10 protein-coding genes are annotated in these 13124 nt (G+C 72.3%); 1 reads left to right on the plus strand and 9 read right to left on the minus strand.

What is annotated here, in order from left to right; all coding sequences use genetic code 11:
• Positions 1–2: 2 nt before the first annotated feature.
• From ACFXI4_RS00170 to rsmI, 8 genes are all read right to left on the minus strand, one after another.
• Positions 3–1760 carry a PQQ-binding-like beta-propeller repeat protein gene (locus ACFXI4_RS00170; RefSeq protein ID WP_384986732.1) on the minus strand — a complete coding sequence of 586 codons (1758 nt, stop codon included), beginning with the start codon at positions 1758–1760 and terminating at the stop codon, positions 3–5.
• A gap of 169 nt (positions 1761–1929) precedes the next feature.
• Positions 1930–3732, minus strand: a complete 1803-nt coding sequence (locus tag ACFXI4_RS00175) for an ABC-F family ATP-binding cassette domain-containing protein (protein WP_362731334.1) — start codon at positions 3730–3732, stop codon at positions 1930–1932.
• Between the two features lie 152 nt (positions 3733–3884).
• A complete protein-coding gene (locus ACFXI4_RS00180; protein WP_384986734.1) occupies positions 3885–4814 on the minus strand; it encodes a 4-(cytidine 5'-diphospho)-2-C-methyl-D-erythritol kinase in 930 nt (309 codons plus the stop codon).
• Positions 4811–5680, minus strand: a complete 870-nt coding sequence (gene rsmA / locus ACFXI4_RS00185; protein WP_384986736.1) for a 16S rRNA (adenine(1518)-N(6)/adenine(1519)-N(6))-dimethyltransferase RsmA — start codon at positions 5678–5680, stop codon at positions 4811–4813. Before rsmA ends, ACFXI4_RS00180 begins: the two co-directional genes overlap by 4 nt.
• 38 nt (positions 5681–5718) lie before the next feature.
• Positions 5719–7158, minus strand: a complete 1440-nt coding sequence (locus ACFXI4_RS00190; RefSeq protein WP_384986737.1) for a ubiquitin-like domain-containing protein — start codon at positions 7156–7158, stop codon at positions 5719–5721.
• Between the two features lie 161 nt (positions 7159–7319).
• Entirely contained in the window at positions 7320–8264 is a 945-nt protein-coding gene (locus ACFXI4_RS00195; RefSeq protein ID WP_384986739.1) for a TatD family hydrolase, read from the minus strand.
• Positions 8265–8311: 47 nt separating this feature from the next.
• Entirely contained in the window at positions 8312–8740 is a 429-nt protein-coding gene (locus ACFXI4_RS00200) for a hypothetical protein (RefSeq protein ID WP_384986741.1), read from the minus strand.
• Positions 8741–9192: 452 nt separating this feature from the next.
• A complete protein-coding gene (gene rsmI, locus ACFXI4_RS00205) occupies positions 9193–10041 on the minus strand; it encodes a 16S rRNA (cytidine(1402)-2'-O)-methyltransferase (protein WP_384986743.1) in 849 nt (282 codons plus the stop codon).
• Positions 10042–10169: 128 nt separating this feature from the next.
• Between rsmI and ACFXI4_RS00210 the strand changes: the two genes are divergently transcribed.
• Positions 10170–11942 carry a dolichyl-phosphate-mannose--protein mannosyltransferase gene (locus tag ACFXI4_RS00210; protein ID WP_384986745.1) on the plus strand — a complete coding sequence of 591 codons (1773 nt, stop codon included), beginning with the start codon at positions 10170–10172 and terminating at the stop codon, positions 11940–11942.
• 153 nt (positions 11943–12095) lie between these two features.
• Here the strand turns inward: ACFXI4_RS00210 and ACFXI4_RS00215 are convergent, their stop codons facing one another.
• Positions 12096–12806: a hypothetical protein gene (locus ACFXI4_RS00215; RefSeq protein WP_384986747.1), complete on the minus strand. Its 711-nt coding sequence runs from the start codon at positions 12804–12806 to the stop codon at positions 12096–12098.
• Between the last annotated feature and the right edge of the window lie 318 nt (positions 12807–13124).

Below are 13124 nucleotides of genomic sequence, written 5' to 3' on the forward strand. Positions count from 1 at the left end.
GCTCAGTTTCCGAACGCCATCATCAGCTTCTCCTTCGCGTCGTCGCTGCCGGTCAGCCGCGTGGAGGAGAGGTAGAAGCGCCCGCCCACCCAGGCGACCGCGCCGTCGTAGAAGCCGTCCTCGATGTCGGCGGTGTGCTGCGGGTTCTGCAGCAGCCTGGTGGTGGTGTGCCCGGAACCGGTGGTCGGGATCGACACCACCTGGCCGCCCGAGTCGTAGGACGGCCTCACGTACGCGACGAGCTTGCCGCCCTCGACCCCGACCGGGTACATCGACTCGTCCGTCGGGGACTTCGTACGCCACTTCGCCTTGCCGTCGGCGAGGCTGACCGCGACGATCTCGTTGGCGCCACCGTTCGTGTCCGTCGGCAGGTAGAGGGTGTTCGCGTCGACGGCGACGCCCTGGCAGCCCTGGAGGTCACGGGCGAGGAGCGCCCAGCCGCACTCGGGGGCGAACTTCTCGTCGACCTTCACCTCGGAGCGGAACGTGCCCTTGGCGTCCAGGGTCGAGATGTTCCAGGCCTTCTTGTCCTCGTTGGTCATGTAGACCACGAGCGGGTCGACGGAGTACGTCCGCTCGACCGACCAGCCCTTCTTGACCGGCCGGGTCCATCTGACCTTGCCGGTGGCCGGGTCCAGCTCCGATATCTCGTCGTGCTCGTTGCCGCCGCCGACTCCGCAGGAGGCCACCTCGACCAGCCGTTTCGTGCCGCCCGCGAACGCCGTCGGGAAGCAGGACGCGCCGTACTTCTTCTTGTCGTACAGCTTGTGGCCGCTGCCGAGGTCGTACGCCGTGCCCGACTGGGAGCGGCCCACCATCAGGGTCCTGCCGCTGATCGTCAGCTCGACGCTGATCGTGGTGTCGAACAGGCCGCCGTCGGCGACGGTCGCGGTCCAGCCCTTGCGGCCCGTGTCGAGGTCGATCTCCTGCAGCTGGTTGCACTTGGCCCGGTCGCTGCTGCCGTTCATGTACGCCACGACGACCTTGCCGTCGGCAGACCGGCCGGAGGTGACCGCGCAGATCTTCTGCGCGAGCGTGATCGGGGCCCAGGCCGGATCGCCGTCGCCCACCCGGTAGCCGAAGACCTGCTTGTACGCCGCCTTCACCGCGGTCTTCCCGGTGATCCACATGCCGGGTGCGTCGGCGCCGGACGCGGGCGCGTCGGGCGCCGACTTGTACCAGAGCACCTTGGCCTCGCCGGACCGGCGGCCCTCGTTGAGGTTCTCCGGGTCCGCACCGCCGCCGGTGCCGTCACCCGGGTCGGCCGGAGTGCCGGTGCCGGAGGCCTTGGGGGCGTCGGACCGCTGGGCGACCGGCTTCTCGCCGCCGCCGCCGCTGGTCACCGCGTACACGGTGCCGCCGACGACCAGCAGGCCCGCCACGGCCGCCGCGACGATCAGCCCGGGCCTGCCCCTGAACGGCCCGCGGCCCCCGCCCGCGGGCGGCGGAGTGACGCCCGGTGCGCCCGGGTACTGCGGCGGATAGCCGTAACCCGGCTGGGGCGGCTGACCGTACGGCCCCGCCTGCTGGGGCTGCCCGTACGGCCCCGCCTGCTGGGGCTGCCCGTACGGCCCCGCCTGCTGGGGCTGCCCGTAGGGGCCCGCCTGTTGCGGTTGGCCGTAGGGGCCGGGCTGCGCGTACGGTCCCGGCTGGGGTGGCTGGGCAGGAGGCGGGGGCGTCCCGAAACTGCCCTGCCCGGGCGGCTGTTGCGGTGTGCCGAAGCCGTCCGGCTGCGGTGGCTGACTGGGTGGCTGAGTCATCAGCGATCTTCCCCCGTTACTGATTTTTAGCCATGCCCCGAAGCTCCCGAAGGGCCCCGGGCCGTACTCAGACTGCTCTGAGACGGCCCTTTCTATCACTCGGCACCGACCGGCGACCGGGCCCCGTCAGCCCCCGTTCCCAAGGAAGAACCGCCCCGTGATGCGCCCGTTACGCGTCCTCCGCCAACTCCAGCCAGCGCATCTCCAGTTCCTCGCGCTCACCGGCCAGGTCGCGCAGCTGGGCGTCGAGTTCGGCGACCTTGCCGAAGTCCGTGGCGTTCGCGGCGATCTGGTCGTGCAGCTTGGTCTCCTTCTCGGAGACGCGGTCCAGCTGACGTTCGATCTTCTGGAGCTCCTTCTTGGCGGCGCGCTGGTCGGCGGCGCTGCGTTCGGCCGTGGGCGCCTTGGGGGCCACCACCGTCGCGGCGGCGGCCTCCTCCATGCGCTGCCGTCGCTCCAGGTACTCGTCGATGCCGCGCGGCAGCATCCGCAGGGTGGCGTCGCCGAGGAGGGCGAAGACACGGTCCGTGGTCCGCTCCACGAAGAACCGGTCGTGGGAGATGACGATCATCGAGCCGGGCCAGCCGTCGAGGACGTCCTCCAGCTGGGTGAGGGTCTCGATGTCGAGGTCGTTGGTGGGCTCGTCGAGGAAGAGGACGTTCGGCTCGTCCATGAGCAGGCGCAGCAGCTGCAGGCGGCGGCGCTCACCGCCGGAGAGGTCGCCGACCGGCGTCCACTGCTTCTCCTTGCTGAAGCCGAACGTCTCGCAGAGCTGACCGGCGGTCATCTCGCGCCCCTTGCCCAGGTCGACGCGCTCGCGCACCTGCTGGACCGCTTCCAGGACCCGCGTGTTCGGGTTGAGTTCGGCGACCTCCTGGGAGAGGTAGGCGAGCTTCACGGTCTTGCCGACGGCGACCCGGCCGGCCGCCGGCTGCTCCTCGCCCTCGGTGCGCGCGGCCTCGGCCATGGCGCGCAGCAGCGAGGTCTTGCCGGCGCCGTTCACGCCGACCAGGCCGATGCGGTCGCCGGGGCCGAGCTGCCAGGTGACGTGCTTCAGGAGCACCTTGGGCCCGGCCTGGACGGTGACGTCCTCCAGGTCGAACACGGTCTTGCCGAGCCGGGAGGAGGCGAACTTCATCAGCTCGGAGGTGTCGCGCGGCGGCGGCACGTCGGCGATCAGCTCGTTGGCGGCCTCGACGCGGAAGCGGGGCTTGGAGGTCCGGGCCGGTGCGCCGCGGCGCAGCCAGGCGAGTTCCTTGCGGACGAGGTTCTGCCGCTTGGTCTCCTCGGTGGCGGCGATCCGCTCACGCTCCGCGCGGGCGAAGACGTAGTCGGAGTAGCCGCCCTCGTACTCGTAGACCGCGCCGCGCTGCACGTCCCACATGCGGGTGCAGACCTGGTCGAGGAACCAGCGGTCGTGGGTGACGCAGACCAGCGCCGAGCGGCGCGTGCTCAGGTGCCGGGCGAGCCAGGCGATGCCCTCGACGTCGAGGTGGTTGGTGGGCTCGTCGAGGACGAGCAGGTCCTGTTCCTCGATGAGCAGCTTGGCGAGCGCGATCCGGCGCCGCTCACCGCCGGACAGCGGCCCGATGACGGTGTCCAGGCCCTTGGGGAAGCCGGGGAGGTCCAGGCCGCCGAAGAGGCCGGTGAGGACGTCCCGGACCTTCGCGTTGCCCGCCCACTCGTGGTCGGCCATGTCGCCGATGACCTCGTGCCGGACGGTGGCGGCCGGGTCGAGGGAGTCGTGCTGGGTGAGGACGCCGAGGCGCAGTCCGCCGGAGTGCGTGACGCGCCCGGTGTCGGCGTCCTCCAGCTTGGCGAGCATCCGGATGAGGGTGGTCTTGCCGTCGCCGTTGCGGCCCACCACGCCGATGCGGTCGCCCTCCGACACGCCGAGCGAGACGCCGTCCAGCAGGGCACGGGTGCCGTAGACCTTGCTGACGTTCTCGACATTGACCAGGTTGACGGCCATTTCACTCCTGCGCAGGGGGACGGTCAGCCTCCCAGCGTAATGCGCCCCGGGGGGCCGTCCCGCCGCGAGCCGCTTTGCGCCCGCCCGCCAGGGAGCCCCGGCGGCGCGCCGGCGCGTGGGCCGTGGGCTTCACACGCCGGCGTCGGCGCCGCTCACGCGTCCGTGTGCGCGGCGGCACCGAGCGGCGACGGCAGGACCCTGGCGCCTGGTGCCGGGGCGGTCGCGGTGCGGACCGTGCGGCAGGTACCGGAGGCGAGGAGCGCCTCGGACACCTTCTGCGCCGAGGCGCCGTCGCGGACCAGGAACGCCGTCGTGGGCCCGGAGCCGGAGACCAGAGCGGTGAGCGCTCCGGCCGTGCGTCCCGCGTCGAGCGTCTGCGCGAGCTCCGGGAAGAGGGAGAGCGCGGCGGGCTGGAGGTCGTTGGAGACGGCGGCGGCCAGCGCGTCCGGGTCGCCCTCGGCGAGCGCGTCGAGAAGTGCGCGGGAGGCGACGGGCTCGGGGATGTCGAGGCCCTCGGCCAGCCGGTCGAACTCGCGGAAGACGGCCGGGGTCGACAGCCCGCGCCCAGCCAGCGCGAACACCCAGTGGAAGGTGCCGCCGACCTCCCGCGCGGAGAGCCGTTCGCCGCGCCCGGTGCCGAGGGCGGCGCCGCCGACCAGGCTGAAGGGCACGTCGCTGCCCAGTTCGGCACAGATGGCGAGGAGCTCGGCGCGCGAGGCGCCCGCACGCCAGAGCTCGTTGCACGCGAGCAGCGCGCCCGCCCCGTCGGCGCTTCCCCCGGCCATGCCGCCGGCGACCGGGATGTCCTTGGCGATGTGGATGTGCACGGCCGGGTCGATGCCCCGGCGCCCGGCGAGCGCGAGCGCGGCGCGCGCGGCGAGGTTGCTGCGGTCCAGCGGCACCTGGCCGGCGTCCGTGCCCTCGCAGGTGACGCTCAGCTCGTCGGCCGGCGTGACCGTGACCTCGTCGTACAGGCCGACGGCGAGGAAGACGTTGGCCAGGTCGTGGAAGCCGTCGGGCCGGGCGGCGCCCACCGCGAGCTGGACGTTGACCTTGGCGGGGACGCGTACCGTGACGCTCACTTACCGGGCTCCTTGTGTTCGGCGATCCTCGCGAACTCCTCCACCGTCAGCGACTCCCCGCGCGCCTGCGGCGAGATCCCGGCGGCGACGAGCGCCGCCTCGGCGGCCGCCGCTGACCCGGCCCAGCCGGCGAGCGCGGCCCGCAGGGTCTTGCGCCGCTGTGCGAACGCCGCGTCGACGACCGCGAAGACCTCGCGCTTCGAGGCCGTCGTCTTCGGCGGCTCCGCGCGCCGGACGAGGGAGACGAGCCCGCTGTCGACGTTCGGCGCGGGCCAGAAGACGTTGCGGCCGATGGATCCGGCGCGCTTGACCTCGGCGTACCAGTTGGCCTTGACGGAGGGCACGCCGTACACCTTCGAACCGGGTGCGGCGGCGAGCCGGTCGGCGACCTCGGCCTGCACCATCACCAGCGTCCGCTCGATGCTCGGGAAGGTGTCGAGCATGTGGAGCAGGACGGGGACGGCGACGTTGTAGGGGAGGTTCGCGACGAGCGCGGTGGGCGGCGGCCCGGGCAGTTCGGTGACGTGCATCGCGTCGGAGTGGACCAGCGCGAACCGGTCCGCGCGCGCGGGCGTGCGCGCGGTGATCGTCGCGGGGAGCGCGCCCGCCAGGACGTCGTCGATCTCCACGGCGGTCACCCGGTCGGCGGCCTCCAGGAGCGCGAGGGTGAGGGACCCGAGCCCTGGGCCGACCTCGACGACGACGTCGTCCGGGCGGACCCCGGCGGTGCGGACGATACGGCGGACCGTGTTGGCGTCGATCACGAAGTTCTGGCCGCGCTGCTTGGTGGGGCGGACACCGAGCGCTGCCGCGAGTTCACGGATGTCGGCCGCGCCGAGGAGGGCGTCGGGGAGGGGGCTGCTCACGGGACAAGGGTACGGGCCGCCGGGATCCCGCCGGCCGGTCACCCGTGCAGCCGCGCCCCGCAGTGCGGCCAGGGTGTGGAGCCGCGCTTGGTGTAGAGCTTCTTCGCACGGAACGTCTGCTCCTCGGCCGGCGCGTCCTGCGGGCGGCCCTTGCCGCCGAGGCTGTGCCAGGTGTGGACGTCGAACTGGTACAGCCCGCCGTACGTCCCGGAGGGGTCCACCGCGGCCGGGCGGCCGCCGGACTCGCAGGCGGCCAGGCCGTGCCAGTTCAGGCCGTCGACCCCCTTCACGGAGTCCGGGTGCGGCTTGGTGCCGACCTGCACGAGCTGGGCGCGCGGTTCCCGGACCACCTCGGACCGCTCGCTGCGCGGCCGCTGCCGGACCCCGTTGACGGTCCGCAGGTAGTAGGTGATCCGGCGCAGCCCGGGCCGTCCGGCCCGCTCGATCACCTCGGTGCCCTTGAACACCGTGGGGTCCGGCCGCCGTCGCACCTCGAAGGGGATGGCCTCCTCGCGCACCTCCTTGCCGGCGGTGACGCGCAGCACGGTCACCGTCTGCCCGTCGCGCGGGAAGCCGGCCTGCGGCACGGAGGTGGTGTCCTGGCCGTGCAGGGTGATGCCGGCCTCCTCGACGGCCTCGCGGACGGTCGCGGCGTTGGTCCGGATGGTGCGGGTCCGGCCGTCCGCCAGGATGGTGACGGTGCGCTCGGTGCGTACGTCGAGCGCGAGCCCGGCCCGGCCGATGTTCTGGGAGCGCGAGGCCGACAGGAAGGCGCCCTCGGCACGCACCCCCAGCTGGGCGAGTGCCCCGTCGACGGTGCGGGCCGTCGTCCACACCTCGCGCCGCCGGCCGTCCAGCGTGAGCCGCACGGGGCGGCCGTAGCGCACCGCCACCTCGTCGCCGCTGGCCAGCGCCTCGCCGGCGGCGGGCGCCACCACGTCGTGCGCTCCCACCCGTACGCCTTCGTCGGACAGCAGTTCGGTCACGTCGTCCGCGAACGTGTGCAGGACGCGCGGCCGGCCGTCGACGGACAGCTCGATCGCCTTGTCCTTGGCCAGGAACGCGGTGGTACCGCCGGCCAGGAAGGCGACGACCAGCGCCTGCGGCAGCAGACGGCGCACGGCGGAATCCGGGCGCTGGATGTACCGCGTCTTCCGCCTGCGCGCGGCGCGCCGCCCCGCCCCGGCGCCCGCTGCCGGCTCCGGCGTCCCGCTCTCCGCAACGCGCTCGCCCCGTCGCGGGAGCACCGGCTCGCCGGACCCGCCGCGCCGTCCCGCCTCCGCCGAGATCTCGTACGCCGGCCGGTACGTGTCACCCCCGTAGGCGGCCACGCCGTATCCCTGCGTCACGGCGTCGTGCACGCCGGGGACCGCGGGCGGGTACGACCCGCCTGCGGTCCCCGGCGTACCCGAGGGGCCGTAGGGGCCGTACGCCTCAAACATCTCGTACTGCCATGTGCTCACGCCGACACCTGCCATGTGCTCACGCCGACACGCTCCAGAGGGCCAGAGGGGTCCGGATCGGGCCAGAACCTAGCGGAGCACCGGTCACTCTCCAAAGCGGCACGACTACGCACAGTCGCGGACGGGCCCGAGGTGTGCCGGGTGAGCGTTACGCGCCGGTTATGATCTGTGCACCCTCAGTAGTCGAAGGCGCGAGCCGTGTTGGCGCCCAGGGCCGTCGCCAGCGCATCCTCGTCGATGCCTCGCACGGCCGCCATCGCACGCACCGTGACCGGAATGAGATACGGGGCGTTGGGCCGTCCGCGGTACGGCGCCGGGGTCAGGAAGGGGGCGTCGGTCTCCACGAGGACCAGTTCCAGCGGGGCGACGGCGAGCGCGTCCCTGAGGTTCTGGGCGTTCTTGAAGGTGACGTTGCCGGCGAAGGACATGAAGTAGCCCTCCCGGGCGCACACCTCGGCCATCGCCGCGTCCCCGGAGTAGCAGTGGAACACCGTCCGCTCGGGGGCGCCCTCCTCCTTGAGGACCCGCAGCACGTCGGCGTGGGCGTCGCGGTCGTGGATGACGAGGGCCTTGCCGTGCCGCTTGGCGATCTCGATGTGGGCGCGGAACGACCGCTCCTGGGCGCCCTTGCCCTCGGGCCCGGTGCGGAAGTGGTCAAGGCCGGTCTCGCCGACGCCCTTGACCTGGGGCAGCCCGGCCAGCCGGTCGATCTCGGCGAGCGCCTCGTCGAGCGCGGCGTCCCCGCCGGCCACCCGCGCCCCCTGCCGGGACCGGCCTCCCCCAGCCCCAGGGGGCTGGGAGGTGCCCCCAGGATCCCCGTGCACGATCCGTGGGGCCTCGTTCGGGTGCAGGGCGACCGTCGCGTGGACGCGCGCGTGCGTGGCCGCCGTCTCGGCCGCCCACCGGGAGCCCTTGAGGTCGCAGCCGACCTGGACGACGGTCGTCACGCCCACCGAGGCGGCCTTCGCGAGGCCCTCCTCGACCGTGCCGGACTGCATGTCCAGATGGGTGTGGGAGTCGGCGACCGGCACCCGGAGGGGTTCCGGGAGCGGCGGGGCCGCGTTCTTGTCCGCCGCGGCGGAGGCGTTCGCGGGGACGTTCGCGGAGGCGTTCGAAGGCATGCCCCGATCCTACGAAAGGGGCACGCCCCGCCGGACGCGTGACCGGCTCAGCTCGCCCTGCGCTGGAACGGGTGCAGCAGATCGGACAGGTGCCAGCGGTGGGCCGCCCTGACCTGCGCGGAGGCCTCCGTCGCCGCCGTGGGACCGGCCGCGGTCGCCTCGGCCCCGTCGCCCTTAACCGGCCGCTGGGACGTCTGCTGTGCGGCGCTGCGCACGGACGAGACCTGCCCGGCGCGCATGATCCGCAGGACATGGCCGTCGCAGTTCTGGCACGAGGGCCGGCTCAGCGGCGACGGGACGACCTGGCCGTTCGCCACATACATGACGAACTCGTGGTTCTCCGCGTCCGTGTGGTGCTCTATCTCGTACGACTGCTCCCAGCCGTGCCCGCAGCGCATGCAGGCGAAGGAATACGACTCGTGGACGACGGCTGTGGCCGCACCGCGGAGGCCGGTCTGCCCTGCGATCTCACTCATGCCAGCTCCTCTTGTCCGCTGGACAAGCGCCTCCGGCTGCTGGGATTCCCCCCGGAGTCCCATGGAGGCGAGGGACGGGAACGTCCCTGCTGACCAGTGGACGCCTTCACCGGCGCGAATGCGACGGACCTGCCGAGTGTTGGATGCGATTTGGAGCCTGCTTGCCAAATCGGCCCGGTCGGGCAGGGCTGGGCTTTGCGTTTCCCGCCCTTGCTTTACCCCGCCGTGGGGCGCGCGCTCAGAAGAGCCGCGCCCCGCTCAGAGGACACATCATCGCAGGTCAGAGGTGCACGCTCGGAAGAAGAGCGACGCGCTCATGGATCAAGGTGCGCCCCCCTGGCCGCCTGTGGGTCCCGGAGTTTTCGTCAGGGGTGCGGGAAGCTGCGCTCGGCCCCCGGCGACCCGCACAGGACTGCACAGGAGCAACCAGCAGGGCGTGCCCAGAACCGCCCTCATCCGTCCGCGCGCTTGGCCGCCACCACCGCGTCGAAGACGACCCGCTTGGGAATCCCCGCCGCGACCGCCACCGCCGCGATCGCCTCCTTGCGGCGCTCACCGGCCTCCTCCCGCACCCGGACCCGCCGCACGAGTTCCGCCGCGTCGAGTTCCTCCGGGCCGCGCTCGGGCGCGCCCTCGACGACGACGGTGATCTCGCCGCGCACCCCGTCGGCCGCCCACACCGCGAGCTCGGCCAGCGGACCGCGCCGTACCTCCTCGTACGTCTTGGTCAGCTCACGGCAGACGGCGGCCCGGCGCTCGGCGCCGAAGACCTCGGCCATCGCGGCGAGGGTGTCGTCGAGGCGGTGCGGTGCCTCGAAGTAGACGAGGGTGCGGCGCTCCTCGGCGGCCTCCTGGAGCCGGGAGCGGCGTTCGCCCGCCTTGCGCGGCAGGAACCCCTCGAAACAGAACCGGTCGACGGGCAGCCCGGACAGCGCGAGCGCCGTGAGCACGGCGGACGGACCCGGGACGGCGGTGACGCGGATGTCCTTCTCCACCGCCGCCGCGACCAGCCGGTAGCCGGGGTCGGAGACGGAGGGCATCCCGGCGTCGGTGACGAGCAGCACGCGCGCGCCGCCGACGAGTTCCTCGACCAGCTCGGGCGTGCGGGCGGCCTCGTTGCCCTCGAAGTACGACACCACGCGTCCCTTGGGCGACACGCCCAGCGCCTGTGTGAGCCACCGCAGCCGCCGGGTGTCCTCGGCCGCGATCACGTCGGCGCCGGTCAGCTCGGCCACGAGCCGGGGCGGCGCGTCCGCGACGTCGCCGATGGGGGTGCCTGCGAGGACAAGGGTTCCAGTCACCCCTCCATCCTCGCAGCCGCCACCGACAGTGCCGTCCCCGCGGGAGGCGCGGCAGCCGATCGCAAAGGAACCCACCGCTAAGCCCCATTGCACGGGACTCACACAGAACGGTTCCCTACGATGGCGCGGTGACCAGTACCGCGTCCTCCACGGACACCCGGCAGGGCCAGGCAGCGCTCGACGAGCGGCCGGCGTGGCAGCAGCGGCTGCGCCGATTCGGCTACCCGGCGAGCCCGGCGCAGGCCGGCGGTGGCAGAAGCGCCGGCGCGCCCGCCGATGTCGTTGACCGTCTGGTCCCGCCGTACGCCGAGCCCAACCCCCGGCTGTGGCTGAGCCTGGGCGTGCCCGCGGTGCTCGCCGAGCGGATCACGCGGTGGTCGGCCTGGGGCGGCCCGCTCCTGGTGACGCTGGTGGCGGGTGTGCTGCGGTTCTGGAACCTGGGCAGCCCGAAGGCGGTGATATTCGACGAGACGTACTACGCGAAGGACGCGTGGGCGCTCGTCCACCGCGGTTTCGAGGTCAACTGGGAGAAGAACGCCAACGATCTGATCCTCCAGGCGAACGGCCACGTCACGGTCCCGGCGGACGCGGCGTACGTCGTGCATCCGCCGGTCGGCAAGTACGTCATCGGGCTCGGGGAGCTGGTCTTCGGCTTCGACCCGTTCGGCTGGCGCTTCATGACGGCGCTGCTCGGCACGCTGAGCGTGCTGCTGCTGTGCCGGATCGGGCGCCGGATGTTCCGTTCCACCTTCCTCGGCTGCCTGGCGGGCGGCCTGATGGCGGTGGACGGGCTGCACTTCGTGATGAGCCGCACCTCGCTGCTCGACGGCGTTCTGATGTTCTTCGTGCTGGCGGCGTTCGGCTGCCTGGTCATCGACCGGGACCGGTCGCGGGAAGAACTCGCGGCCGCGCTGCCGCCCGACGCGGACGGCCGGATCCGCCCCGACGCGCGCGTGGCCGACACCTTCCGCTTCGGCCTGCGGCCGTGGCGCTGGGCGGCGGGTGTGCTGCTGGGCCTGGCGATCGGCACCAAGTGGAACGGCCTCTACATTCTGGCCGCGTTCTGTCTGATGGCCGTGTTGTGGGATGTCGGCGCCCGCAAGGTGGCCGGCGCCCGGCACCCGTACAAGGCGGTCCTGAAGTACGACACGGGAATCACGTTCCTGGCGACGGTCCCGGTGGCGGTCGCCGTCTACCTGACGTCCTGGATCGGCTGGATCCTCTCCCCCACCGACGGCAGCGGCGGCTACTTCCGCAACTGGGCGGCCACCGACGGCAAGGGCGGCGACTGGACGTTCCTGCCGGACTGGCTGCGCAGCCTGTGGCACTACGAGCACGAGGTGTACCTCTTCCACGTGGGCCTGTCGTCGCCGCACACCTACATGTCCAACCCGTGGTCCTGGCTGGTGCTGGGCCGCCCGGTGTCGTACTTCTACGAGTCGCCCTCCCCCGGTGCGGACGGCTGCCCGTCGGACGCCGGGGAGAAGTGCGCGCGCGAGGTCCTGGCGATCGGCACGCCGCTGCTGTGGTGGGCGGCCTGCTTCGCCCTCGTCTACGTCCTGTGGCGCTGGGCATTCCGCCGCGACTGGCGGGCCGGTGCCATCGCCTGCGGCATCGCGGCCGGTTACCTGCCCTGGTTCATGTACCAGGAGCGCACGATCTTCCTCTTCTACGCCGTCGTCTTCGTGCCGTTCCTGTGCCTGGCGGTGGCGATGATGGCCGGCGCGATCATCGGCCCGCCGGGCTCCAGCGACACCCGCCGCCTGGTCGGCGCGGCGGGAGCCGGCGTCCTCGTCCTGCTGATCGCCTGGAACTTCATCTACTTCTGGCCCCTGTACACGGGCACGGCGATCCCCATCGACAGCTGGCGCTCGCGGATGTGGCTGGACACCTGGGTCTAGCCCCAGCCGGGCAGAAACGTCACGAGGGCGCGGCAGTCGGCTGCGCCCTCGTGGTCGTCTGAACCTCCTGCCCCGAAGGGGCTCGAGGAATGCTGTGGATGAGCTGCAGCAGGTGATCCGGGTGGCGGCGGGAACGGCCCGCCGCCACCCGGATCACTGGGAGTCGTACGCCTTGACGCTCACGGCCGGACCGCCGGAATACCTGGCCACGGCAGTGGCGGCGGCACCGGTGACCTTGACGACCGCGCTGCCGCCGCCCGGGACGACGACCAGCCCTCCGATGGGAGTGACGGACACCGCCTGCTGCGTCTCGCCCTCCGCCGGCTGGTCGTGAACGAGGTAGGCCACACGTGCCGTCACCGGATAAGGGTCGATGTTCGTCACGCGCACAGCGGTGAAGCGTGTGAACCTGCTCACCGTGCGTCCAGCGCTGTCCAGCTCCTGAACGGTCACCGGGTGCGCGGCGGCCCGGCTCTTGGCGGCGACGAGACGCTTGACGGTGACGCGAACGTCGTGGACCTGGTGTTCACCGGCGCCCGAGAAGCGCAGGATGCCGAGACCCGCCCCGTACGGAACCACCAGACGGCCGCTGTCGCTGCCGTAGACGGTTCGCACACGCACCCTCGGCAGGGGGTCGCCGTTCTGGTCGAGCGCGGTGAACGCCAGTTCGGGGACGACCGACTCCTTGTTCGCGTTCTTGATGGCCAATGTCTGGCCGATGTAGTTGTCGCCCCCCTCGCGCTGATATGCGAACGACAGCGCGCTCCTGGCCGGCTTGGACGGCCAGTGGGTCACACCCGTCATGATCGCGGACAGCGACACCACAACCACCCAGCCCGCGACCAGAGTCCGCCTTCGCTCCACGTTCGCCTCTCCCCGGCATGCGACTGAGCCCCCACCCCTGGAAGCGCCGTCGGATCCTAGCCCGACCGACTGCGCAATGATCAAGCCGATCAGAGGAGCGCTGATCGTGCGCCCCGCGGCGTGAAGTGCCCAGGTGCCTTGACGACGCCCAACGCGGTGACCTCACCTCCTCCTGGCCTCTGTACACCGGCACGGCGATCCCGATCGACTCCTGGCGTTCACGGATGTGGCTCGATCCGGGGGTGTGAGTCACGTCCCTGATCTCTGTTCAGCCAACAATGGGTCAACATGTGCCACAGGGCCCTCACGACCGCCTAC

This window comes from Streptomyces sp. NPDC059224, from assembly GCF_042754285.1.
GTDB lineage: Bacteria > Actinomycetota > Actinomycetes > Streptomycetales > Streptomycetaceae > Streptomyces.

Bases quoted from the DNA above. Each gene is read 5' to 3' on its own strand.
- ACFXI4_RS00200 (WP_384986741.1), bottom strand. From the start codon at position 8,740: ATGAGTGAGATCGCAGGGCAGACCGGCCTCCGCGGTGCGGCCACAGCC.
- ACFXI4_RS00195 (WP_384986739.1), bottom strand. From the start codon at position 8,264: ATGCCTTCGAACGCCTCCGCGAACGTCCCCGCGAACGCCTCCGCCGCG.
- ACFXI4_RS00170 (WP_384986732.1), bottom strand. From the start codon at position 1,760: ATGACTCAGCCACCCAGTCAGCCACCGCAGCCGGACGGCTTCGGCACA.
- ACFXI4_RS00190 (WP_384986737.1), bottom strand. From the start codon at position 7,158: ATGGCAGGTGTCGGCGTGAGCACATGGCAGTACGAGATGTTTGAGGCG.
- ACFXI4_RS00175 (WP_362731334.1), bottom strand. From the start codon at position 3,732: ATGGCCGTCAACCTGGTCAATGTCGAGAACGTCAGCAAGGTCTACGGC.